General features: G+C 46.5%; 22 protein-coding genes. 19 read left to right on the top strand and 3 right to left on the bottom strand.

What is annotated here, in order from left to right; genetic code table 11:
• The 12 genes from MH117_RS23370 (at position 1) to yajC (ending at position 11,457) form a co-directional block, all read left to right on the top strand.
• On the top strand, positions 1-207 hold the full coding sequence (locus tag MH117_RS23370; RefSeq protein ID WP_239333044.1) for a PLDc N-terminal domain-containing protein: 207 nt from the start codon (positions 1-3) through the stop codon (positions 205-207).
• The gene (locus MH117_RS23365) at positions 204-1,127 is read left to right on the top strand and encodes an ABC transporter ATP-binding protein (RefSeq protein WP_239333042.1); all 924 of its coding nucleotides are present in this window, start codon (positions 204-206) and stop codon (positions 1,125-1,127) included. The genes MH117_RS23370 and MH117_RS23365 overlap by 4 nt, the downstream gene beginning before the upstream one ends.
• Positions 1,124-1,918, top strand: coding sequence for an ABC transporter permease subunit (locus tag MH117_RS23360; RefSeq protein WP_239333040.1), 795 nt, complete (start codon positions 1,124-1,126; stop codon positions 1,916-1,918). The genes MH117_RS23365 and MH117_RS23360 overlap by 4 nt, the downstream gene beginning before the upstream one ends.
• Positions 1,919-2,062: 144 nt before the next feature.
• Positions 2,063-2,755 carry a BofC C-terminal domain-containing protein gene (locus MH117_RS23355; RefSeq protein WP_239333038.1) on the top strand — a complete coding sequence of 231 codons (693 nt, stop codon included), beginning with the start codon at positions 2,063-2,065 and terminating at the stop codon, positions 2,753-2,755.
• A gap of 232 nt (positions 2,756-2,987) precedes the next feature.
• Entirely contained in the window at positions 2,988-4,166 is a 1,179-nt protein-coding gene (locus MH117_RS23350; protein WP_239333036.1) for a cation:proton antiporter, read from the top strand.
• Positions 4,167-4,309: 143 nt separating this feature from the next.
• Positions 4,310-4,813 (top strand): crossover junction endodeoxyribonuclease RuvC, encoded by a 504-nt coding sequence (ruvC, locus tag MH117_RS23345; RefSeq protein ID WP_028544770.1) that lies wholly within the window; start codon positions 4,310-4,312, stop codon positions 4,811-4,813.
• Positions 4,810-5,436 carry a Holliday junction branch migration protein RuvA gene (ruvA, locus tag MH117_RS23340; RefSeq protein ID WP_239333034.1) on the top strand — a complete coding sequence of 209 codons (627 nt, stop codon included), beginning with the start codon at positions 4,810-4,812 and terminating at the stop codon, positions 5,434-5,436. Before ruvC ends, ruvA begins: the two co-directional genes overlap by 4 nt.
• 114 nt (positions 5,437-5,550) lie before the next feature.
• Complete coding sequence (gene ruvB, locus MH117_RS23335) at positions 5,551-6,555, top strand: Holliday junction branch migration DNA helicase RuvB (RefSeq protein ID WP_028544772.1); 1,005 nt, start codon at positions 5,551-5,553, stop codon at positions 6,553-6,555.
• 63 nt (positions 6,556-6,618) lie between these two features.
• Positions 6,619-8,739 (top strand): SpoIID/LytB domain-containing protein, encoded by a 2,121-nt coding sequence (locus tag MH117_RS23330; protein WP_239333032.1) that lies wholly within the window; start codon positions 6,619-6,621, stop codon positions 8,737-8,739.
• Between the two features lie 12 nt (positions 8,740-8,751).
• Positions 8,752-9,783 (top strand): tRNA preQ1(34) S-adenosylmethionine ribosyltransferase-isomerase QueA, encoded by a 1,032-nt coding sequence (gene queA, locus MH117_RS23325; RefSeq protein WP_239333030.1) that lies wholly within the window; start codon positions 8,752-8,754, stop codon positions 9,781-9,783.
• Positions 9,784-9,911: 128 nt separating this feature from the next.
• A complete protein-coding gene (tgt, locus tag MH117_RS23320; RefSeq protein ID WP_239333027.1) occupies positions 9,912-11,048 on the top strand; it encodes a tRNA guanosine(34) transglycosylase Tgt in 1,137 nt (378 codons plus the stop codon).
• 88 nt (positions 11,049-11,136) lie between these two features.
• Entirely contained in the window at positions 11,137-11,457 is a 321-nt protein-coding gene (gene yajC / locus MH117_RS23315) for a preprotein translocase subunit YajC (RefSeq protein ID WP_239333025.1), read from the top strand.
• A 342-nt stretch (positions 11,458-11,799) separates the two neighbouring features.
• Here yajC and MH117_RS23310 read toward each other — a convergent pair whose 3' ends face one another.
• Positions 11,800-12,678: a phosphatase PAP2 family protein gene (locus MH117_RS23310; protein ID WP_239333023.1), complete on the bottom strand. Its 879-nt coding sequence runs from the start codon at positions 12,676-12,678 to the stop codon at positions 11,800-11,802.
• A gap of 118 nt (positions 12,679-12,796) precedes the next feature.
• Positions 12,797-13,192, bottom strand: coding sequence for a TIGR04086 family membrane protein (locus MH117_RS23305; protein ID WP_239333021.1), 396 nt, complete (start codon positions 13,190-13,192; stop codon positions 12,797-12,799).
• Positions 13,193-13,402: 210 nt separating this feature from the next.
• On the opposite strand from MH117_RS23305, the gene MH117_RS23300 reads away from it, so the two are divergent.
• A complete protein-coding gene (locus MH117_RS23300; RefSeq protein WP_239333019.1) occupies positions 13,403-14,725 on the top strand; it encodes an ArsB/NhaD family transporter in 1,323 nt (440 codons plus the stop codon).
• Between the two features lie 177 nt (positions 14,726-14,902).
• The gene (locus MH117_RS23295; RefSeq protein ID WP_239333017.1) at positions 14,903-15,811 is read left to right on the top strand and encodes a DUF421 domain-containing protein; all 909 of its coding nucleotides are present in this window, start codon (positions 14,903-14,905) and stop codon (positions 15,809-15,811) included.
• Positions 15,812-15,835: 24 nt separating this feature from the next.
• Here MH117_RS23295 and spoVB read toward each other — a convergent pair whose 3' ends face one another.
• Complete coding sequence (gene spoVB, locus MH117_RS23290) at positions 15,836-17,443, bottom strand: stage V sporulation protein B (RefSeq protein ID WP_239333015.1); 1,608 nt, start codon at positions 17,441-17,443, stop codon at positions 15,836-15,838.
• Between the two features lie 207 nt (positions 17,444-17,650).
• Between spoVB and MH117_RS23285 the strand changes: the two genes are divergently transcribed.
• From MH117_RS23285 to recJ, 5 genes are all read left to right on the top strand, one after another.
• Positions 17,651-17,890, top strand: coding sequence for a post-transcriptional regulator (locus MH117_RS23285; RefSeq protein ID WP_481857295.1), 240 nt, complete (start codon positions 17,651-17,653; stop codon positions 17,888-17,890).
• 147 nt (positions 17,891-18,037) lie between these two features.
• Complete coding sequence (gene secD, locus MH117_RS23280) at positions 18,038-19,306, top strand: protein translocase subunit SecD (RefSeq protein WP_239333107.1); 1,269 nt, start codon at positions 18,038-18,040, stop codon at positions 19,304-19,306.
• Complete coding sequence (secF, locus tag MH117_RS23275; RefSeq protein ID WP_239333011.1) at positions 19,296-20,204, top strand: protein translocase subunit SecF; 909 nt, start codon at positions 19,296-19,298, stop codon at positions 20,202-20,204. The genes secD and secF overlap by 11 nt, the downstream gene beginning before the upstream one ends.
• Positions 20,205-20,392: 188 nt before the next feature.
• Positions 20,393-21,346 (top strand): cation diffusion facilitator family transporter, encoded by a 954-nt coding sequence (locus MH117_RS23270; RefSeq protein WP_239333009.1) that lies wholly within the window; start codon positions 20,393-20,395, stop codon positions 21,344-21,346.
• A gap of 58 nt (positions 21,347-21,404) precedes the next feature.
• On the top strand, positions 21,405-23,795 hold the full coding sequence (gene recJ / locus MH117_RS23265) for a single-stranded-DNA-specific exonuclease RecJ (RefSeq protein ID WP_239333007.1): 2,391 nt from the start codon (positions 21,405-21,407) through the stop codon (positions 23,793-23,795).
• The last annotated feature ends 10 nt before the right edge of the window (positions 23,796-23,805 follow it).

Genomic DNA, 23,805 nt, shown 5'->3' with positions numbered 1-23,805 from the left:
ATGAATATGTCATGGTCCGATATACCGTGGAATATCATTATGCCGCTGCTTGTCATACAACTTATATTAATGGTTGTGGCTTTAGTATCGCTAGATAAGACAGAGTCGACTAACGGACCTAAAGGACTTTGGTTGGCCATTATTATATTGTTAAACATGCCTGGATGCATTGCTTATTTCTTAATAGGCAGAAAGGAGCGAAGATGAGCGAGTTCGTCATATCCGAATTAAGCAAAGAATACGGCAGTCATAAAGCAGTCGACGCCGTTAATTTTAAGATACCGAGCGGCAGTTGTACAGCTCTTCTCGGTCCGAATGGAGCAGGGAAGACAACAACGCTTCATATGCTGACAGGCGTAACCAAACCAAGCTCAGGATCGGTTACTATGATTGATAAGACGGGTAAGAAACATCAAGGAGATCTAAGACGCTGGATTGGATTTATGCCGCAGTCACCAAGCTTTCACTATTGGATGAATGGCAGTGAATGGCTGCAATTGATGGCGCAATTAACAGGCAGCAGCAAGCGTCAAGCCCGTATTGCTGCGGATGAGTGGCTAGAAATAGTAGGACTGGCGGACGCGGGGCAGCGGAGCATCGGTGGATATTCGGGCGGAATGAAGCAGAGGCTCGGTCTTGCCCAAGCCATGATTGCGCAGCCAGAACTGCTTGTGCTTGATGAACCAGTATCTGCGCTCGATCCCATTGGCAGGCGTGAGGTTATGGCACTGCTTCAATCGCTGAAACGTCGTACAACTATTTTGTTCTCCACTCACGTGCTGCATGATGCTGAAGATTTGTGTGATGAGCTTATTATTTTGAAACGAGGAAGTATATTGATGCAGGGTCAATGGGATACACTGCGCAAACAATCAACTGATCCTCTGTTTTCGATTGAGGTCGAGCAGCAGCCAGCTGCACTTGCCTGGCTGCACAAATTGGGGGAACTCCCTTTTGTTAAAGCAGCAGAGATCCGCTCCACACGAGCCGAATTAACTGTACAGGGTTATGATGAAGCAAGGGATTATTTGTTGCGGCAGATTCACGAACAACAAATTCCGCTCGTTAGCTTTGAAGCAGGCGTAAACACATTAGAGCAGTTGTTTATGAAGGCGGTGGGATCATGAGAATGTGGTTCGTTCTTTACCAGAAAGAATGTAAGGAAATGCTGCGTAATTATAAATGGATTTGGGTGCCGTTAGTATTTGCTGCTCTGGGTATTGCTCAGCCAGTCACCATGAAATTTATGCCTGACATTTTGTCGCTGGCTGGGAGCCTGCCGGAGGGCTCGATAATAAAGATTCCACTCCCTGTGCCAGGCGAGGTGCTTGGTCAAACACTAAGTCAATTCAATACCGTTGGTTTATTGGTACTTGTACTCGCCTTGATGGGAGTGGTATCAGGGGAAGTAAAGTCTGGAACGGCTGCTGCGCTGTTGATTAAGCCGGTATCCCATGTCAGCTACATGATGGCGAAGTGGGCGGGAGCCGTCTCTTTGACTATTCCCTCAGTCTTGATTGGTTATTTATGTTCATGGTATTACACGGAGCAGTTGATTGGGCATATCGATATATTATCCGGCGTGACAGCAGCTTGCCTTGCATTAGGATGGTTCATATGGATATCAAGTCTTACGGTAGCGATGAGCTCACTGCTTAATCATGCAGGTGGTTCAGCTTTTGCTGCGCTGGCCGCCGCTATGATGACAAGTATTCTATCGGGTCTGCTTCCAGCGTCTAGTGGATGGATGCCTTCCAAGTTGCTGCAAGGAGCCCAACTGGTATTGATGGATATGGATTTGCCATTTGATTGGCCGATTGCAGCACTAAGCACGCTCATTATAATACTGGTACTGATGGCGATTGCCGTCATGCGCAACGCTCGACGCAGCACATGGCTGCCTGCTTCGCATGAGTAATCAGCTCGGCACAAACATGAATAGATGAATTGAATTTAATAAGTATAGAGTTCCCCTTCGTTTGGCCACACTATAAAAAAAGTGGAAATGAAGGGGATTGTTATGACTGGGGAGCATCGTTCCAATACATGGTTCTCTTTTCGCATGAATCAGCTCAAAAAGCTTCTAAAACGCTGGAAGCGGCCGCTTTGGTCGTTAGCTACATTGCTATTATTTATCGGGGCACTCGTCATTGGAGTAAGACATATGGATGCTACACGAGAGAAGACTGACGCAAGCGAGACGCAGATGAATGCAGTTGCAGAAACATTTGCCCCGCTGCACGAGGCGAACGCCATCCATAAGGACGCGTTGACGGAACAAGTGATGAAGCGGTTATCTGACCGAAATACACATTACATCGTTGTGCATCGTATGCAGTATATTTGCGGTCAGACAGACGATATTCTCGGTTCCAGGCCTTCTTCTGAGATTGTGCGTTCTTTACTTGACCATCCGGATTGGATAGCTTCCTTCGATGAGCATAACCGTGTTGTACTGGAGCAGAAAATTGATGATCTGTCGGAGACATGCAAGCGGAATGCGTTTATTGGTGTAGACCGTGACGGAAAATTAACCTTATACGAGGGCACACCTGAAAAGGAGAAAGTGATTCGAACGTTTTTCCAATTGGATGTGGAATCAGTAGAGAGTGCATTACCGCCTCAAGTGATCAAACAGCTTAAGGATGGGATTAGAATTACAGATATAGATGAATATAATAGTGTGCTTTCCACATTTAGTGATTATGCGGTAGAAGATACCAAGAAAGTGATGAAACCGACTACATTGCCTTAACGTAATAATAGAAGAGGGAAACCCAAACAGGACGCCGTAACCGACGTCCTTCTTTTTTTGCCTATATACGGTGCTGCTTCCATGCTTCGCAGTACTGTTGTATGATCTTCGCCAGATCTCAAGTATAGGTATGCACACAGCATACTGTAATAGGCTTGCCCATGTTGAAGAATCCGATAAAAGATAAAGTCGGTTTACGGTTATACTAAGGTTTGCTGAAAGGGGAATGTGTATGGAACTTATGCTAATGTTACTTATTATCTTGGTGGCTACGAAGCTGGCCGGAGACTTGTCTGTGCGACTTGGACAACCAAGTGTTTTAGGCAAGTTGGTCGTAGGAATTTTGATCGGTCCAGCAGTGTTAGGTTGGGTCAATGAAGGTCATCTGATCTCCGAGATGGCCGAAGTTGGGGTCATTTTACTGATGTTTATCGCAGGCTTGGAAACAGATATGGAACAGTTAAAGAAAAATTGGAAATCTGCGTTTGCAGTTGCTATAGGTGGTATTATTCTTCCTTTCATAGGGGGGTATGCCGGAGGTGCGGCCTTCGGACTGGATAGCACACAAGCTATGTTTGTTGGGCTGCTGTTATGTGCGACGTCAGTCAGTATTTCTGTCCAGACGTTGAAGGATATGAACCAGCTCAGCTCGCGTGAAGGTACGACTATATTAGGAGCAGCAGTGGTTGATGACGTATTAGTTGTCATTTTGCTGGCCTTTATGTTGAGCTTTCTAGGCGGCAGTGCCGATGTCTCTATTGGTTTGGTAATCGGGAAAAAGGTACTGTTCTTCGCAGGCGCGATTGTGCTGGGATGGTTTGTCGTGCCGCGTGTGATGAAGTGGCTCGCTCCACTCCAAGTGTCGGAAGCTGTTATTAGTGCGGCGCTTATTATTTGTTTCTTCTTCTCTTACAGTGCAGAATGGCTTGGTGTAGCTGGGATTATTGGAGCATTTGCAGCCGGAATTGCGATCTCCCAAACCAAATTTAAGCACGAGGTTGAGCACAAGATTGAGCCGATTGCGTATGCGATATTTGTCCCGATTTTCTTTGTGAGCGTAGGATTAAAAGTATCATTCGAAGGTCTGGGCGAACATATTTGGTTTGTAGTTGTGTTTACACTGATTGCGATTGTAACGAAATTAATCGGATGTGGATTCGGTGCGCGATTAACTGGCTTCAATCGCAAAAGTGCGATCGGTATCGGTGCAGGTATGGTATCTCGTGGTGAAGTAGCACTCATTATTGCTACCACCGGACTTGCGGGCAATTTGTTTGACGTGCAATACTTTACCCCGATTGTCATCGTGGTTATATTAACTACATTAGTAACACCACCAATGCTCAAAGTGGCATTTAAAGGGATTCATCCCGCAAAAACAAAAGATGAAGTGCTTGATATGGAAGGCTAGTAGTGAATTTTTAAGTTCGTTTCGAGTGCGAAATTGAATCGATTGGATCATCTCAAGTCTCATTCTCTTCCTGCCGATCTATGTTATAATAAGAGAACACATATGTTCGCTTGTGACATGGTTCGGTAAGGGAGAGATTTTTTTTGCGCATTTTGGGGATTGACCCGGGAATTGCTATAGTTGGGTTCGGATTTGTTGATAAGCAGGGCAGTAGAATTACTCCTGTGCAGTTCGGATCGATTCAGACCGAATCAACTACCGCACCCGAGGTGAGGCTGCTGCAAGTGTTCGAGGCGACGGAGCAGTTGTTGGATCAATTCAAGCCTGACGCTATGGCAGTGGAGAAGTTGTTTTTCAATCGCAACGTGACGACGGCTTTCTCGGTAGGTCAGGCACGGGGCGTTACGATACTGGCTGCGGCCAAGCGTGGTATTCCGATTGCGGAGTATACGCCCATGCAAGTGAAACAAGCAATTGTTGGTTACGGCAAGGCAGAGAAGAAGCAGGTGCAAGAGATGGTAAAGCTATTTTTGAAGCTGAAGACGGTTCCTAAGCCTGACGATGTGGCGGATGCGCTGGCCATCGCGATTTGCCATGCGCACTCGAGCGGATTACAAGACCAATTGAACGGGGTATTGCGACGATGATAGATTTTTTGAGAGGGCAAGTAGCCCATTTAGAGACAGAGTATGTGATCATTGATGTGAATGGAATCGGATACCGTGTGTATTGTCCTAATCCATATGTATTTGCCAAGTCAGTTGAGCCCGTTACGGTATATACGCATCATCATGTTCGTGAAGACGCTATATTGCTTTACGGATTCAGCAGTCGTCAGGAGCAGAAGCTGTTCAGACGCCTGATTGATGTAAATGGTATCGGACCCAAGGTAGCGCTTGGCATGCTGGCAGGGGGCAAGCCAGAAGCAGTTGTGATGGCGATTCAGCAAGAAAACCTTGCGTTTCTAACTAAGCTGCCGGGTATTGGTAAGAAGACGGCACAGCGGCTTGTGCTTGATCTGAAGGACAAGCTGGATTCGATTGGACTGGACTTGAGCTTAACGGCACAATCCCTATTCTTGGATACACCGACAATTGTAAGCGATGATGGACATCCTGCATGGAGCGAAGCGCGCGAAGCGCTGAAGGCGTTAGGCTACAGGGATAATGAGCTGGATCATGCATGGCATGAACTACAGCATCGTGTCCATGCGGATGAAAGTGTGGATTCTTTAATGAAGAAGGCATTGCAACAGCTATTTAAGGCTTAAGTTGTACTAGATTCGGGTTAGCAGCAAGGTGTCTGACAGGATGTCTAACTTCGCCTTTGCCATGGCTTTTTGCCAGATCAGAACGTTTTTAGAGGAAAGAAAGGCGGTTGACGAATGGACGAGCGTATTATTTCGGCCAACTTCATGATGGAGGATCAAGCGGTTGAACTTAGTCTGCGGCCGCGATATTTAAATGAATATATTGGGCAGGCGCAGGTGAAGGACAATCTGAAGGTGTTCATTGAGGCTGCCAAGATGAGGAAGGAAGCACTCGATCACGTATTGCTGTACGGGCCGCCTGGACTTGGGAAGACGACATTGTCCAATATCATTGCGAATGAGCTCGGTGTCAGTATACGTACGACTTCGGGTCCAGCCATCGAACGTCCCGGAGATTTGGCGGCACTGCTGACGAATCTTCAGGAAGGCGATGTTCTGTTTATCGATGAGATTCATCGTCTGCACAGGACAGTAGAGGAAGTGCTGTATCCTGCGATGGAGGACTTTGCGCTTGATATTATTATCGGCAAAGGTCCAAGTGCTCGATCAGTTCGGCTCGATCTGCCCAAGTTTACGCTAATAGGTGCTACAACACGTGCTGGATTGTTGTCGGCTCCACTGCGTGATCGTTTTGGAGTCGTCAGCCGCTTGGAGTACTACAAGACAGATGAGCTTAGCTACATTGTCTCGCGTGCCGCTGATATTCTTGGCGTTGAGGTGCTGGGAGATGCATCCGATGAGATTGCAATTCGTTCGCGGGGAACACCACGAATTGCGAACCGTCTGTTGAAGCGTGTCCGTGACTTTGCACAGGTCCGCGGAGATGGCATTATTACGACAGAACTGGCTAATGAGGCGCTGAAGTCTATTCAGGTTGACCAGTTGGGCCTCGATCAGATCGACCATAAGATGCTGCAGGCGATGATTATGAACTTCCGCGGCGGTCCGGTTGGTCTGGACACGATTGCGGCAACGATTGGAGAAGAAAGTCAGACAATTGAAGATGTGTACGAACCTTATTTGTTGCAAATCGGTTTTCTCCAGCGCACTCCACGCGGACGTGTTGCGACGCCGCAGGCTTATGCCCATCTAGGCATCCCAATGCCAGACAAAAACTAATATACGCGTCCAGCGTATATTAGTATACAGCTTGTTTTAACGGAGAGAAGGAGATGTTGTTAGATGATTCGAGTAAGACGCACATTATTATGTTTAGCAGCGAGTGCCTTGCTATTAGGAAGTCCGCTGCTTCATGATCATGCACAAGCCGCGGCAGCCAACACAGGTTCGAAGATGAGCGGCCAAGCTGCTGCGGATAAAGCGAAAGTGACGGCGGGGGAGACCATCCGCGCTGCACTGTTTGCAAATCTGGGAAACAAGTCGCCGGGACATACGCAGCAGGTTACGCTGACTTCACCGGAAACAATTACAGTACAGGCGAGAACAGCACAGAATGGGCTGGCACTGGGTATTTCGCAAGCACGATATAGTATGGATCAGTATCAAATTAAGGTCATTGAAACAAAAGACAAAGCGACGGCACAAGCCGTTCTTAAGAAAGTTCAGGCTTCTGATTCCGCCAGATTAATACATATTCCTCGTAGAGGGGCAACATTCTACGCCGTATATGCTGGTTACTATAATACGGAGAATGAAGCATCTCAGGCACTCAAACGGTATGAAGGAGATGCTTCGATACAAGCCTCTTTGCAGGGTGCGCGGTCGACGATAGCGGGACCGCATTACCTCCAAGCCGGGACCTATAACAGCTTGGCCGAGGCGAAGACGACACTGCAACTGCTGCTCGATGCTAGCTTTGATGCAAATGTAGTCATTATTCAGAGCAGCGGCAAGACAACTGCTGCTGTATGGGTAGGACAAGCGAGCTCTCAAGCTGCATTGGATAAAGTACAAGCAACGGTCGGACAAGCTCTGCCAGCCGTTAATGTTCGACCAGTACAAGCAACCGGTGCCTTGGTGCAATCGTTGGAAGATACAGGTTCTGGCACGATTTCTCATTACCGTGTGTATGGCAATGAGAAATGGGGCATTGAACCTGCAAAGGACTCCACCATTAAAGTAACGGAACGATCACAGCGTACCTATCGCGGTCTGATGGAAGTGAGTGTCCATAATAAAGAACTGGCACTTGTAAATGAGCTTCCCCTTGAGCAGTACCTTGTATCTGTTGTGGGCGGCGAAGTTTACTCTAGTTGGCCAGCAGAGACATTAAAGGCACAAGCAGTAGCTGCACGCACATTTGCATTGTATCAGAATGGCAAGTTTGAGATTGCCAACGTCGTGGACACGACGCTGAGCCAAGCTTATTATGGGACAGAGAAGGAGCATTCTAACATCAAGTCAGCCGTGGAGGCGACTGCCGGTGAAGTGCTCACGCAGAACGGCAAGCTGATCGAGGCGATCTTTAATTCGAACGCCGGGGGAAAGACAGCCGATCCAAGTGAAGTATGGGGTGGAAGCTATGGCTATTTTCAAGTAGTCGACAGTCCCGATGACGTTATTCAAGAAGGCAAGAAAAACTGGTATTATGTCGCTCTTCCTAGCGGAGCGCTCGGTTACGTTCGCGAAGACGTAGTGACAAAGGAGGCGAGCCGGAACAAAGCCGGGCTTCAAATCGCTTATCCTAAGGAGAACGGTACAAACATTCGGCCAATACCAGCTATCCAATCCAATGTGAATCCTGTAGCCCAAGCGGATAAAGGAACGGGGTTAATCGTATTAAATACCGTTCCAGAATCGACGGAGTATGCTTGGATGCGTGGGCCTTATACGGCACAAGAAGTTACAAATATGATTAAGTCCTCAACGAAGACCGCTTTTAGCGGCACAGTGCAGAAGCTGGCAGTGACAAGTCGAGGACCTTCCGGACGGGTGACCAAGATGGAAGTAAACGGTGTGCCGATTCAAGTCAGCTATCCAGACAGCTTCCGCAGTGTATTCGGTGGGCTGCCAAGCACATTGTTTGAGGTCGTATCGAGCAGCAACTATACGGTTGCCGGAGCGAGTGGTAAATCTACAGATAAGAATGGCATCAGTGGCGGTACTGCCGTTGACGGCAAGTCCTCTTCACCACAAAATCTTAAAGATGGCGCAATTGCCATAAACGGAAAAGGCGAGGCAAAGGCAATAAATTCACAGCCAACCTATTTCTTTAAAGGTAAGGGTTATGGTCATGGCGTCGGCTTATCCCAATGGGGGGCCAAAGGATTGGCAGACAAAGGGTATGATTACCAGAAGATTTTGAAATACTATTACAAAAACGTGGAACTCATAAAGCGTTAGGATGAACAGACGATGAATGTGAACTTATTTGATTTTCATTTACCAGAACAGCTAATCGCACAGACACCTTTGCAAGATCGTACCGCATCGCGTTTATTGACGCTGGACCGCAATTCAGGACATGTAGAGCACCATACGTTTACCGATATTATTAATTATTTGCAACCCGGTGATCTGCTTGTCCTTAACGATACTCGTGTCATTCCCGCTCGATTGTTCGGGGTAAAGCCCGATACAGGAGCTAAGATGGAAGTACTGCTGCTGAAGCAGGAGGAAGGCGACGTATGGGAGGCACTCGTTAAGCCTGCTAAGCGTCTGAAGCTAGGTGCTGTAGTTACCTTTGGCGAGGAACTGCGTGCAGTTGTGGTGGAAGAGCGGGATATGGGTGGAAGATTGCTTCGTTTTGAATACGATGGTATTTTCCAAGAAATATTAGACCGGCTTGGGGAGATGCCGCTCCCGCCTTATATTAAAGAACAGTTGAATGACCGTGAGCGCTACCAGACGGTGTATGCCAAGCATGAAGGTTCGGCTGCTGCACCGACCGCGGGGCTGCATTTTACAACGGAGCTGCTTGAGCGGATTAAGGACAAAGGCATTCGAATCGCTTCCGTGACGCTTCATGTCGGACTCGGTACTTTCCGACCGATGTCAGCAGAGCGTGTGGAAGAACATGTGATGCATGCGGAGTACTATGAAATGCCTGAAGAGACAGCGAGTCTCATTCGAGATACGAAAGCAAAGGGTGGTCGAGTTATTGCGGTAGGAACGACTTCAGCGAGAACGTTGGAGACGGTAGCACAACGATTCGCAGGGCAACCGATTCAGGCATGCTCAGGCTGGACGGATATTTTTATGTATCCTGGCTACCAGTTCCTTGTAGTGGACGCATTGCTAACGAATTTCCATTTGCCCAAGTCTACACTTGTTATGCTGGTTAGTGCTTTAGCAGGACGTGAACACATCATGCATGCGTATGAAGAAGCAGTTACCAATGAATATCGTTTCTTTAGTTTTGGTGATGCGATGTTTATCCATGGGTAGTGCAGACTAGCAAGCGGATGTATGTTGTCAAAGTGTCATAATTCCGCTATACTGTCACTTTAAAATTAATTGCTCATAACGTAAATAAGAACAGACTAGACGAATCTACGATAAGGATGATCACTAACATGGCAGCAGTGACTTACGAACATATAAAGACGTGCAAGCAAACAGGCGCGCGTCTTGGCATCGTGCATACACCGCACGGTTCCTTTGAGACACCGATCTTCATGCCGGTGGGCACATTGGCGACAGTAAAGACAATGAGCCCGGAAGAACTGAAGGAAATGGAAGCTCGTATTATTTTGAGTAATACGTATCATTTGTTTTTGCGCCCGGGACACGAGATCGTGCGTGAAGCTGGTGGACTGCATAAGTTTATGAATTGGGATCGTGCCATTCTGACAGATAGCGGCGGTTTTCAAGTGTTTAGCCTGAGCGACATGCGTAAGATTGAAGAAGAGGGTGTTCATTTCCGCTCTCATTTGAACGGCGATAAGCTGTTCCTGTCGCCTGAGAAGGCGATGGAGATTCAAAATGCTTTGGGCTCTGATATCATGATGGCTTTTGATGAATGTGCACCTTTTCCTGCCGAGCATGCTTATGTCAAGCATTCATTGGAACGGACGACACGCTGGGCAGAACGGTGCTTGGAAAGTCATGCTCGACCACATGATCAGGCATTGTTTGCAATCGTGCAAGGCGGTATGTATGAGGATCTGCGTATTCAGAGTGCCAAGGATTTGACTTCGATGGATTTCCCGGGGTATGCTATTGGGGGACTCAGTGTTGGTGAGCCTAAACATCTTATGTATGAGGTGCTGGACACTACCATGCCTTACTTGCCGGATAATAAGCCTCGGTACTTGATGGGCGTTGGTTCTCCTGATGCACTGATTGAAGGAGCGATGCGCGGAGTTGATATGTTCGACTGCGTGCTTCCAACACGTATTGCCCGCAATGGTACAACAATGACCAGTCAAGGCAGATTGGTTGTACGTAATGCGAAGTATGCGCGTGATTTTGGCCCACTTGATCCGAATTGTGATTGTTACACTTGCCGCAACTACTCGCGTGCGTATCTGCGTCATCTGATTAAGGCAGATGAGACGTTCGGATTACGATTAACGACTTATCATAATTTGCATTTCCTTGTGAATCTGATGAGTCAAGTGCGTGAAGCGATTCGCGAGGATCGTTTGCGTGATTTCCGGGATGAGTTCTTTGAACGTTATGGCATGGATCGCAACGAAAGCGGCTTCTAATCTTTGGGTGGACAAGCTTCCCGCAGACATGATAAGGGAAGCTTGATATCCGTACATAGAATATGTAAAGGAAAGGGGGAGTAACAAAATGTCTATCGAGTTAGCTGCAGCAGCACCAACAGGCGGATCTAACATATGGTCCTTGCTTCTTCCGTTTGTATTAATGTTTGCTGTATTTTACTTTTTGCTTATCCGTCCGCAACAGAAGAAATCTAAGACTCGCAATTCGATGCTTAGCGCTCTGAAGAAGAACGATAAGATCGTCACAATCGGCGGACTTCACGGTACAATCGTGGAGATCACAGACGATACAGTTGTGCTGCGTGTGAACGATGTAACAAAGCTGACATTTGATCGCAGCGCGATCAGTCATGTCTCAGCAAGTTCTGAAGAGAGTGCTTCTGCGTAATACGGAGGATGCACTGCTTGGGATTAATATTGTAATCATGGCCGATCACATCGGTAAAGCAGGCTGTTGAGATAATCTCAACAGCCTGCTTTTTTATTTTGAGATAAGCTTGAGATGGTGTGGTGCTGGTTGTGGCTGCATATTGATATTTATAAAATAGTAAAAAATGGAAAATAAAAGTGAAACATGCAGCTCAAGTAACATTAGGGATATATATTTTTAATCAACGCGTTCGTTGTTAGTAATAGTAATACGTACCTATTCAAACAGAACAGCCCTCCAAGCACCAAAAGGTGACGGAGGGCTGCCCAACTCAATCATTCTATATCATCTTGTCCGAACCTACTCTGCTGTTTGATTCGATCCCGTAACATTCTTACTACGTGTCGGGCTCACCGGCTGCTGTCTTTTGCTTAACATCGCTTTCATGGAAGGCTCAACACCTGCCAACTTCATCCCCAACCAGCTAGCGAATACGGCTAATGCCACACCTGCCAGCATATCAGACAACCAATGAATGCCCATATAGAAGATGGAGAAAATGATAATAAGTGCGCTGGCTCCTGTGAAAATAGACCATCGTCGAATGCCTGATCTGGCTGCAATTAAGGCAACCGTAACGGAGATCGAGGTATGCAGACTTGGAAAGCAGTTATCAAGCCCTGAGAACTGGCGATAGTGCTCCTCGAATGTTGGAAACACCTGCAGCATTACAAATTCCACGCCTGCCGGTGGGTATGACCACACTTCATTTACTGGGAAGAACAAGTAGAACGGAATAGCGATCACATAATTAATCGCGATAGCATAACAGACAGCAATGGCCATCTTTAATTTGCCGGATGCTGTATATATCCCGATAGAAGACACAATCAAACCCTGAAATACGATCAAATAAAAAACCGCTAGTATCTGGGTTAGAAACGGATGATTAAACAGCTGCTGGAAGCTGTTTACGAATTGCCCTTCCAACTGATGAATAGCAGGAGTAAAGTCCCAAGAAATATTCATAAGTTGTTCGATATCCAATTCATACTTATTAACTAAAAGAATCAAAATAAGTGAAATAAATGCGATTAGAAATGGTCTTGACTGCCAAAGTGCTCGGAATATAGACGCAAAAACAGCAAGTGGCTGCTTGCGAGAACCGAACCAGACGAGAGCTATCACAACGATGACTGTCCAGATCGTGATAGTCTGCATGGAATGGAATTGAATCATTATGCTCCCCCTATTATGCCTTTTCACCAAGCATTAACTTTCATAGTATATCACAAAGAGAGAGGAACATCAGCGGACGGAAAGTCCCTTTTTTACCCGGAAATTTCAATCATGGGGTTTATTTCTTATGTTTTTTTGTATTTACTCCTGCTATTCCGCCTAGAGCGGCCACACCAAAGGATAGTAAAATATAAAGTAATTTATTCCAATTAAATGATACGTCCATAGCTAAAAATCCGATTATAAGGACAATCAGTAAATAGAGTAGTCCTGTTATCCCCCCATAATACCAGCCTTTCTTGCCGCTGCGACGTCCAGCAGTCCACCCTGCTACAAGCAAAGCAAATCCATGAATAATATAAGTGTAGCTCTTCATATTATCTTCACTCGCTGAGCTGGCTGCTAGCAGGACAGAAAGTGTCAGCGCACCTAAAGCTAACCATACAAAGCCATAACAGATGCCTGCAAATATCGGATTCATCTTCCAATTGCTTACTTTTTGAATCGCATTCATCAGATCCCCTCCTTGAACAAGCTATTTGTATTCATCGTATGGGCAAGCTATAAGAAATAGTACAAGTCGATACTGAAAGATTGCTAAAGTGTGGTGATGAAACAATCGAAACATGGACGAAAAAAAAGGACGGCGTTATAATCTTGAAGAATAAGACGAAGTGTGTTCATGGGTAACTAGTACGAACTACTTGCGCCGACATGGAGAGGGATGGAAATAGTGGAGCATCATATGGAGAGTTGGCAGGTTACTGCAGCAGTTATCGTATTTTTGGTTACATATGCAATTATCATTTCTGAGAAATTAAACCGCGCAGTTATTGCATTGTTAGGTGCGGTACTTATGCTCATATTGCAGATTGTGGATGCGCATGTCGCCTTTACGAATTATATCGAGTGGAATACGATCTTCCTACTTGTAGGGATGATGATATTGGTAGGAATTACAAATAAGAGCGGTGTGTTCCAATACATTGCGGTTAAAGCTGCCCAGAAAGCACAAGGCAGGCCTGTTCGCATCCTGGTCATTATGTCTTCGTTAACCGCTTTGGGGTCCGCATTTCTGGACAATGTTACAACCGTACTTTTAATTGTACCTATCACATTCTCTATTACCCGGATGTTAAAAGTGAACCCCGTTCCTTATCTGATTGCTGAAATTATTGCTGCTAACGTAGGCGGGACAGCTACGTTGATTGGTGATCCACCTAACATAATGATTGGGTCTGCCAATAAGCATTTGACGTTTAACATGTTTCTGCAGTACCTAGCACCAGTTGTTATTGTCATTATGCTTGTGATCATTGGTCTGCTTGTCCTTATTTACAGAAAACAGCTTCAAGTCAGCGATCAGCAGCGTGCAGCTTTGATGGAATTATCTGCCGATGAATACATCAAGGATAAGCGCCTTGTTCGCAAATCGTTAGTTGTGCTTATGCTTACAATTGCAGGGTTTGCCCTGCATTCGGTTATTCATGTTGAAGCTTCTGTCGTTGCAATGGCTGGCGCTACGTTACTGATGCTGATTGGAACACGCGGCGAGCATGAGATTGAAGAAGCACTGCACCAGGTAGAGTGGGTAACTATCCTATTCTTTATTGGATTGTTCATTCTCGTTGGTGGTTTAATTGAAGCCGGAATTATCGGACAATTGGCGCAAATGACTTTGGATTTGACTGAAGGGGACATAACGAAGACAACGATGCTGATTCTGTGGGTATCCGGCTTTGCTTCCGCTACAATTGATAACATTCCTTTTGTGGCTACCATGATCCCGTTAATCCAAGACTTGGGTACTCAAATGGGGATAACAAGTCCGCATGATCTGAATCCCATTTGGTGGGCATTGGCGCTGGGGGCCTGTTTAGGTGGAAATGGGACGATTATCGGCGCTTCTGCAAACGTAATCGTGTCAGGTATGGCAAAGAAAGAGGGACATGGATTCAGCTACTGGGAATTCTTAAAGATTGGCGCACCACTTACGTTATTGTCGTTAGTGATCTCTACAGGCTATTTGTTGTTATTTATCCTATAAAGCGTGTTCTCCAGTCAATCTAAATGGTGGCTAAAATATACTTAATGTCCAGTATTCAGATAATGGCAATAAACACATATCAGCATGCTGCATGTCTTTCCATGAGAGCGGTCAGAATACCATTACAGTGGCTAATGCGCTCACTCACATCTTGTGGAAATTGGAGGACAAAGCACAATGAACGTGTGGCCCCATATTTGGCATACCATTTTGATGTACTTTCTGGTGTTTATTGTACTTCGAGTCATGGGTAAACGAGAAATAGGCAAATTGTCCGTGTTTGATCTGGTCATTTCCATTATGATAGCTGAGATTGCGGTATTCAGTATTGAGAATACAGAAAGACCGCTGTTGGAAAGTATTACACCGATGATCGTGCTGGTTGTCGTTCAGGTGACACTTGCATTTCTAACATTAAAAAGCAGACGTCTACGGGAAATATTTGATGGCAAGCCAAGCATTATTATCAGTCAGGGGAATCTGAACCGTGAAGAGATGCGAAAGCAGCGCTATAACTTGGATGATCTTATGCTGCAGCTGAGGGAACAGGGTGTGGATTCTGTTCAGGATGTTGAATATGCTATTCTGGAAGCGACGGGTAAGCTGACCATCTTCATGAAAGATGAAGCCATACAAAGCGGAGGTCAGTCTGGGGGATTTACAGAGGAACTGGAGTCAGGCAGCCAGCAAGTTGGTAGTCGTCCAGGAGATCTTGTGAACATCCCTTCTAGAGCGGGTGCGGAGGGGAGTCCATCCAAGGCAGACCAGACAAAAAGCAGAGGTTCGGTTAGTTCCTCTGGCGGTTCTGCTACTGGTGAGTCAGCCGTTTATGCAGCAGGAAGTATCGGGAGTGCAGGTAGCAAGCCTGTGATACAAGCAGACAAGATCAAGTTTGTTACCCTTCCTCTGCCGCTTATTATGGATGGCAAGGTCATGGATGATAGTTTGGAGCAGATCGATAAGACACGTTTTTGGTTGAAAGCAGAAATGAAGCTGCGAGGCATCAAAGATTTTAAAGACGTCTTTTTTTGCAGTATTGATCATAAAGGGGAGTTGTTCCTCGATAAAAAAGATGCGATTCGTTAAATCAACGGCTCGCATCTTTTTAAGTTACGATGTTGGCTTTTGGGAGAACCAGCGGCCAAAGATTGGCACACGGCTCATATCACTGCGATCTACTAATTTCATCACAATGAGCAAAGATACATAAGTCACAATACCGCTGAGACAGCCAGCAATAAAGCGAAAGAGCGCATGGCCCTCACCAAGAGGTGCATGTACGTAGATATACTGCACGACACCAGCCATGATGACCATTGCTGCAGCTACTTTAGCGAAGTCAAGCCAAGGGAGTTTTAGCTTTAAGGATCGAATGACACTCCAAGCGTGCAGCAATGTCACAATTACTGTATTCACACTAATAGCGATCACAGCACCCATAATGCCCAAGGCGGGCATTGAAGCAAGCTGGATAATCAGAAGCAGCTTAAGGGTTGCGCCGATCAGTGTATTTGTTAGCGCAGTCCCTGGTCGATCGAGTGCTTGCAGCGCGGCTTGCAATGGAGCCTGAATATAAATAAACACAGCGATAGGTGCCATCCAGCGCAGCATAGGAGCTACAGCGGGATCATTATAGAGCAGCACACAGAGCGGTAGTGCCAGTACAAACATGACTACCGCAAACGGTGCCCCACATACGAGCGCAAGTCGTATCGCTTGATGAAGCCGCTTATGTATCGTTTTCATGTCGTTGCGGCCGTATGCTTCGGATAAGGAAGGTACAAGCGATACGGCAAGTGAATAGGTGAGTGCTCCGGGCAGCAGCAGGATGGGAATGATCATGCCTTGCAGCGCGCCGTACTGTGCTGTAGCAACGGCTGTGGCTATGCCAGCTACGGCTAGGCTGCGGGCAATCGCAATCGACTCCACCAAATAGGAGAGGGAGCCGACGAGCTTCCCACCCGTTACCGGGAGTGCGATTCTCATCATGCTGCGCCATACGCCTCTTTGTGTTTGGGATGTAACCTCTTGCTCGAGTACTAATGCAGGCTGCTCAACCGCCGAGGCGATTTCCATACGTTTCCGCTTGCGGGAGGCGTAGAGCTCGTAACAAAGTACAGACAGCCCTCCTAGCTCGCCAATTACGGTGCCGAGCATTGCGCCAGCGGCTGCCCACTCCAGACCATAAGGCAGCAATACATAGGCGCAGGCGATGACGGCGATAATACGTATAATCGTCTCCGTCACTTGAGACACTGCAGTGGGAATCATATTATGCTTCCCCTGAAAATAACCACGAAGCACAGAAGATACAGCGACAAGAACGATAATTGGTGTCATAATAAGAAAAGTGAAATAGACACGCTTGTCCGTTAACAGATGTGACGTAATCCATGGAGCTAGCAGCAAGCTGATGATGGACAGCAGGATACCAACGGTAGAAGTTAACAAGAGCGCGGCTCGTAGAATTCGATATGTGCGCGCCCTATCGCCTCTTGATTCTGCTTCAGCCACTAACTTGGAGACAGCCAGTGGTACGCCACCTGTAATAATGGTAATCATAACGATAAGGAATGGGTAGCCGAGCTGGTAAATGCCAACTCCTTCTGCTCCGATGATTCTAGGCAGTGTGATGCGCGGGATGAAGCCGAGTATACGATTGACGATACCGGCAGCTAGCAGTATGAGCGTGCCTTGGATAAAGGATTGTTTTTTCACCGACGATCCCTCGCTTGAGGTAACTTGTACCTATTGTCATTACTTCATTCATATGCGGTTGTCCATATTACATACCGCACATTTTTACTTCTAGACTTTTAGTAAGCAGGAACAGGTGTTGTGAGGCGCGAATGAAAGTAGAGTGAACGGAAGGGAGAGGCCGTTATGGTGGAGCAGCTAGGGGTTGAACTCGATTTAGAAGTAGAGATGGATAAACTGAAGGATGAAGATGTTGAATTGTTATGTCAGAGCAAAGCGGAAGAATTTCACTTGATTGGTTATGAGCATGTGACGGCTGCTGAAGTATGGGAGTGTGTCAGTGAGAAGTACAAGAAAAGTGGTGAACCGGCAGTTCATGAGGTGGTCAATGATATTTTGTCGTTAAAAGTGACCAAATTTATGAATTATATGACAATGTCAGCTTATCGCGGGTCTCCCTTTTCTTAAAGGTGAGACTTTTTTCACGGATTTAAATAGGTTAGAAGTTGTTATAATGGTTGTGTAAATGCTTTCCTATCTTTAATATGCAAATTGACTCGTTTTTTGACGGCTATTATAATAGGAATATTGAATATGAAAGGGGAATGGGACGAAATGAAACGGATGATGGCATTTTTGCTCATCGTTGTTGTATCGTTAGGTGTTATGGCATGGACTAGCCCATCGATACTGAACAACATTCGTCTCGGTCTGGACTTACAAGGCGGCTTCGAAATTCTTTATGAAGCATCACCTCTTGAGCCGGGTGGAAAGATTACTTCTGAAACCTTAACACAGACTGCGAAGAGTTTGGAGAAACGGATTAACGCTCAAGGTACTAGCGAACCTGAAATTACGACAGAAGGCTCTAACCGCATTCGAGTGAAGATTGCGGCTGTTGGTGATGATCAGGCAGTGCGTGAGAAGTTGAAAGAACCATCGGTATTAACATTCCGGAGCTCAGATGGCTGTAAGACAGCTACAGATTATTGTAAGGTCGAGCTAAAAGGAACAGACTTTGTAGAGGGTGGCGCAAAGGTCGTTTATGACGAGCTAAAGAGCCCCGTCGTTTCCATTAAGCTGAAGGATGCGAACAAGTTTTCTGAGATTACGAAGCGTCTTGCTTCCAAAGTAAGTGAAGGACGCAATCATCTGGCCATCTACATGGACGAGAAGATGATATCGGATCCAGCAGTTAATTTTGAGATTTCTGGTGGCGAAGCAACAATTACTGGACAAAAGACAAATGCCGAAGCTAATGAGCTGCGTGATACGATCAACTTGGGCTCGCTCCCGCTGAAGCTGACCGAGAAGTATACGCAGAGTGTAGCAGCTACGCTTGGTAAATTATCTTTGGATCAGACAGTCAAAGCCGGGCTAATTGGTACCGTGCTGATTCTGATCTTTATGTTAGCCGTTTACCGTTTGCCAGGTATTATTGCGAGCTTCTGTCTTATTCTATTTACATGGCTGTTGCTCTTTGTATTCTGGATGTCAGATATTACACTTACGCTTCCGGGGATAGCGGCCTTTGTACTGGGATTAGGGATGGCTGTTGATGCCAACATTATTACCTATGAACGTATTAAAGACGAGATGAAGAGTGGCAAGTCGGTTATGTCGTCACTGAGAGCTGGATCGAAGAACTCGTTCCGTACGATTATTGACGCCAACGTGACAACGGTTATCGCTGCTGTTGTGATGTACTTCCTCGGGGAGAGCCAAGTTAAAGGCTTTGCACTTATTTTGATGATGACGGTGGTATGTACGATTATTACGAACGTGTACATTTCGCGCCTGCTGCTTCAATTGGTCATCAAGGCTAACATTTGGAACAAGCCTGGGTATTATGGTGTGAAGGAGCGTGACATCCGTGCGCTTTAAAGGAACGTTTAACTTTGTACACAGCAGTAAATATTTCTTTATTTTCTCGATTGCAATTACGATAATAGGGGTTGCAGTACTTGGTATTTTCGGATTAAATTACGGGGTCGACTTTAGCTCCGGTACGAATGTGGACATTACAATCAAGAAACAAGTGGAGAAAGCTGAAGTAGACAAGCTGCTCGATAAGTACGAAATGTCCAAGGCTCCTCATGTTACGATGGGTAGCGAGCGAATTAATATTCGCTTTAACGAAGTGCTAACGGACAAGATGGAGAAACAGCTAAAGGATGACTTCGGCAAATTGTCTCCTGGATCTTCGTTTGAAGTGAACACGGTTGATGTAGAGATTGCGAAAGAACTGCAGCGTAATGCGATCTGGGCCGTCTTGTTGTCATCAATCGGGATTATCATTTATGTAAGCATTCGCTTTGAGTGGCGTTTTGCCATCTCTGCGGTTATTGCCTTGCTGCATGATGCTTTTATGGTTATTAGCGTATTCTCAATCTTCCGACTGGAAGTCAATCTGCCGTTTATTATTGCGATCTTGACGATTATCGGATATTCCATCAACGATACGATAGTTATTTTTGACCGGATCCGCGAGAATCTTCGATTTGCTAAAGTTCGCAACTGGAACGACCTGGCTCACCTAGTTAATGATAGTGTGTATCAGACACTTACACGTTCCATTAATACGGTGTTGACGGTACTTGTTGCAGCTGTCTGCTTGTTTGTATTCGGTAGTGAATCCATTCGGATGTTCTCGCTTGCGATTATTATCGGTTTGGCATTTGGCGCATACTCTTCTATCTTTATTGCAAGCCCACTGTGGGCTGTGCTTAAGAACAAAGAAAAGAAGACAAGTAATACAGCTAAAAAGCCTCAACAAGCTTAATTTTGTTTTTTATGATAGTTTGCGTGCTTGCTGCGTAAACTGATATAGCAGGAATAAATGTCCATTGTTGCTCTAAGCGCTTGGCCTGTTTATTCGTTGAAGCCGCGTCCGTTGCGACGCGGTTTTAGCGTGTTAGGCCTATGGAAGTGCTAATAGAGTTGAATTGGTGAGTAAACGAGGGATGAAGTATGGCAGCTGACCGTTTTGCACAAGCAGAAACCGGCGCATGGGTTGGCATAATCGGTAATATTTTGTTGGCGGGTCTTAAAGGGATTGCGGGCTTTTCCTCAGGGAGCCAAGCACTGATTGCGGATGCATTTCACTCTGCATCTGACGTAGCCGGTTCGTTTGCCGTCCTTGTTGGCATTAAAGCTGCAAAGCGGCCTCCCGATCGGGATCACCCTTACGGGCACGGAAAAGCAGAGTCTATTGCGGCGATCATTGTGTCTGTCCTCCTGCTTGTAGTAGGCTTGGAGCTCCTTATTTCTGCTATCAAAGCGATCTATGGCGGTCACGTGGACATACCCGAGTGGTATGCGCTTGCGGTACTGCTTTTGTCAATTGTGGTGAAGGAAGGCATGTTTCAATACAAATATCGCTTAGGAAAGCGGTTATCTTCACAAGCGCTTATTGCCAATGCATGGGAGCATCGTTCCGATGTATATTCTTCGATTGCAGCCTTGATTGGGGTAGGTGCCGCAATGCTTGGTGGTAAGTTCGGCATTGCTTGGCTGTTGTACCTAGATCCGGTTGCAGGGCTGGCGGTAGCCTTGTTGGTTCTCAAGATGGGCTATAGGCTGGTGATAGATTCCATTCATTCGACAATGGATCATGTCCTGCATGATGAAGAAGCGAATCCGCTCATTAAAGCAGTGCAGACGGTGGATGGTGTCATACTGGTGGATGAGCTCCGAGCTCGTGAACACGGTCACTACGTTATCGTTGATATTAAGATTAGTGTGAATCCTGCGCTAACTGTTGCAGAGGGGCACAGTGTAGGCAAACGGGTCAAGCAGCATTTGCTGCACAAATTTTTGCACGTTGCGGATGTGTTTGTACACATCAATCCGTTTGACCCTGGTTATCCCATTCAAGGACAGCAGCGGGACGTGAGAGATCGTTCTCCAAAATGGCTGCAATAATAGCCATAAATTTCATTGTTATACTACTAAATAACCTTTCCCTAAGAAGGAGGCTGTAATGCTTCAACCACGAACAAGATGGCGTTGTGCTGAAGTGTCAGAAGAACGTGTGGCGAAGCTGGCGGCCGAAGTAAACATATCTCCGCTTCTGGCGAAGCTTCTGATCGTCCGCGGTATTGACGATGCACAACTTGTTGGTCATTTTCTAAATGATACGATTGATGATATGTTGGATCCGTATCAGTTGGCAGGGATGCCTCAAGCAGTAGAACGGATTCGCCGAGCGATTGCAGCTAAAGAACGGATTTGGATATACGGCGACTATGACGCGGATGGAGTATCCAGTACCTCTTTAATGATCCATCTGATGCGTGAGTTAGGTGCTGACTTTGACTATTACATTCCGCATCGCGCAAATGAAGGATATGGACTGAATACGACAGCTATAGATAAGGCAAAGGAACAGGGTGTAACACTTATTATCACCGTAGATACTGGAATTAGCGCTGTTGATCAAATTGAACATGCGACTAGCTGCGGAATCGACGTTGTCGTAACAGACCACCATGAGCCGCCGGAAGTGCTGCCTAAAGCTTATGCGCTTGTTAATCCTAAGCTTGATTATTGTCCTTATCCTTTCAAGGGCCTGGCAGGCGTAGGCGTAGCTTTTAAGTTGGCACATGCTTTGTTAGATCGGGTGCCGGAGCATTTGCTTGATCTAGCGGCCATTGGGACCGTAGCAGATTTAATGCCGCTCACGGGCGAGAACCGCATCATGGTCAAAAATGCGCTTACGCGCATGCGCAATTCCGCTTATCCTGGTATTAAGGCGCTGTTGCAGATCGGCAACGTGGATGCCAGCGCCTTAACTTCTACTCATATTGCATTTTCTATGGCACCACGCATTAATGCCAGCGGTAGGCTAGATCATGCGGACACAGCGGTGCAGTTGCTAACCACTGATAAGCTGGATGAAGCACTAGCATGTGCGGAGGAACTAGATCGTCTGAATAAGGAACGACAGAAGATTGTGGAGCGGATCGTTAAGGAAGCGGAACAGCAGCTTGCCGATAAAATTGAGGCTGCGGGTAAAGTACCTAATGTTATCGTATTGGCACAGGCAGGCTGGAATGTAGGTGTTATCGGCATTGTCGCCTCCAAGATTGTGGAACGTTATTATCGGCCTACCTTTGTACTGGGGCATGATGAAGAAACGGGCAAGTGTAAAGGCTCCGCTCGTTCAATTGATGGTTTTGACTTGTATGGTGCGATGTCGCAGGTCGGGGAATTGTTTGAGCATTATGGTGGCCATCAGGCAGCAGCCGGCATGACGATTGCGTATGAGAAGCTGACACAGTTGGAGCAAGCTCTACAGAACATTGCTGATGAACAATTAACCGAGGAACAATATATCCCCTGTACGGATGCTGACGCCGCTTGCAGTCTGCTTGAAGTTCCGATTCAGGTGATTGATGAACTAAGTTGTTTGGAACCGTTTGGCATGGGTAATTCCACTCCGAAGGTCATCATTACAGACGCTCGTGTACACGAAAAACGCACGATGGGAAAAGAGGGTCAACATTTAAAGTTGATGTTGACGCAAGACCGTGCTACATTGGATGCTGTGGCCTTTCATAAAGGCACACTAGCAGATCGAATTTCGCCAAATGTGGTGACAGATGTACTTGGTGAATTGTCCATCAATGAATGGAATAGTTCACGCAAACCACAGCTTATGCTGCAGGATATCCGCATCCGGGAACGGCAGCTATTCGATTTGCGGGGATCGCGCGAACCGATTAGCGCTGCTGTTGAGCTGACCCGCAAGCTGAATGCAAGTCGTGCCGGAGAAGCTATCTGGCTAACTTCACGTCAGGAAGCGGGTGTATATGCGGCAGAGCCTTATGTGCAGTTGTCCGATGCAGGCAGCTTTCAGCAAAGTCAACCCTTTGCGAGCGAGCAGGTACGTGACATTGTATTGAGCTGCATTCCAATGGAGTCTGCGGAGTCTTGGTCGTACGTAGGTCAACGCTACCCAAGTGTTGAACGTGTGCATGTGTTCTTGCCGCGTAAGCCGGAGGAAGGCTTGCTGCGCTCGCCAGATCGCAGCAGGATTGTACCCGCATTTGCAGAGCTCAAGCGCTTGCGGACATGGCAGGACAACAAAGGGACGCTGATGTCATTGTCCAGCCGGACAGGTTTGTCTGTGCGCGAATTGTCGGTACTGCTTGATGTATTTCGCGATTTGGAGTTTGTGACCGTGGAAGCTAGCGCAGCAGGTGCTACTTATTCCATGGTTGAAGTGCCCAGGAAGACATCTTTGGACGCTTCCCCGCGGTACAAAGAGTGGGAACGTTTAAGTGAATGGGAATCTGTATGGTATGACGGTACGACCGATGCGCTCAGGCAGCTGCTGCTTGCCGCATGGGACAAGCCGCTAGGTGAGTAGACATACTGAT

The organism is Paenibacillus sp. ACRRX, assembly GCF_022346885.1.
Taxonomy (GTDB): Bacteria; Bacillota; Bacilli; order Paenibacillales; family Paenibacillaceae; genus Paenibacillus_B.
This window is presented reverse-complemented; position numbering and strand designations above follow the sequence as displayed.

Bases quoted from the DNA above. Each gene is read 5' to 3' on its own strand.
- MH117_RS23370 (WP_239333044.1), top strand. From the start codon at position 1: ATGAATATGTCATGGTCCGATATACCGTGGAATATCATTATGCCGCTG.
- MH117_RS23365 (WP_239333042.1), top strand. From the start codon at position 204: ATGAGCGAGTTCGTCATATCCGAATTAAGCAAAGAATACGGCAGTCAT.
- MH117_RS23360 (WP_239333040.1), top strand. From the start codon at position 1,124: ATGAGAATGTGGTTCGTTCTTTACCAGAAAGAATGTAAGGAAATGCTG.
- MH117_RS23355 (WP_239333038.1), top strand. From the start codon at position 2,063: ATGAATCAGCTCAAAAAGCTTCTAAAACGCTGGAAGCGGCCGCTTTGG.
- MH117_RS23350 (WP_239333036.1), top strand. From the start codon at position 2,988: ATGGAACTTATGCTAATGTTACTTATTATCTTGGTGGCTACGAAGCTG.
- ruvA (WP_239333034.1), top strand. From the start codon at position 4,810: ATGATAGATTTTTTGAGAGGGCAAGTAGCCCATTTAGAGACAGAGTAT.
- ruvB (WP_028544772.1), top strand. From the start codon at position 5,551: ATGGACGAGCGTATTATTTCGGCCAACTTCATGATGGAGGATCAAGCG.
- MH117_RS23330 (WP_239333032.1), top strand. From the start codon at position 6,619: ATGATTCGAGTAAGACGCACATTATTATGTTTAGCAGCGAGTGCCTTG.
- queA (WP_239333030.1), top strand. From the start codon at position 8,752: ATGAATGTGAACTTATTTGATTTTCATTTACCAGAACAGCTAATCGCA.
- tgt (WP_239333027.1), top strand. From the start codon at position 9,912: ATGGCAGCAGTGACTTACGAACATATAAAGACGTGCAAGCAAACAGGC.
- yajC (WP_239333025.1), top strand. From the start codon at position 11,137: ATGTCTATCGAGTTAGCTGCAGCAGCACCAACAGGCGGATCTAACATA.
- MH117_RS23310 (WP_239333023.1), bottom strand. From the start codon at position 12,678: ATGATTCAATTCCATTCCATGCAGACTATCACGATCTGGACAGTCATC.
- MH117_RS23305 (WP_239333021.1), bottom strand. From the start codon at position 13,192: ATGAATGCGATTCAAAAAGTAAGCAATTGGAAGATGAATCCGATATTT.
- MH117_RS23300 (WP_239333019.1), top strand. From the start codon at position 13,403: ATGGAAATAGTGGAGCATCATATGGAGAGTTGGCAGGTTACTGCAGCA.
- MH117_RS23295 (WP_239333017.1), top strand. From the start codon at position 14,903: ATGAACGTGTGGCCCCATATTTGGCATACCATTTTGATGTACTTTCTG.
- MH117_RS23285 (WP_481857295.1), top strand. From the start codon at position 17,651: ATGGATAAACTGAAGGATGAAGATGTTGAATTGTTATGTCAGAGCAAA.
- secD (WP_239333107.1), top strand. From the start codon at position 18,038: ATGAAACGGATGATGGCATTTTTGCTCATCGTTGTTGTATCGTTAGGT.
- MH117_RS23270 (WP_239333009.1), top strand. From the start codon at position 20,393: ATGGCAGCTGACCGTTTTGCACAAGCAGAAACCGGCGCATGGGTTGGC.
- recJ (WP_239333007.1), top strand. From the start codon at position 21,405: ATGCTTCAACCACGAACAAGATGGCGTTGTGCTGAAGTGTCAGAAGAA.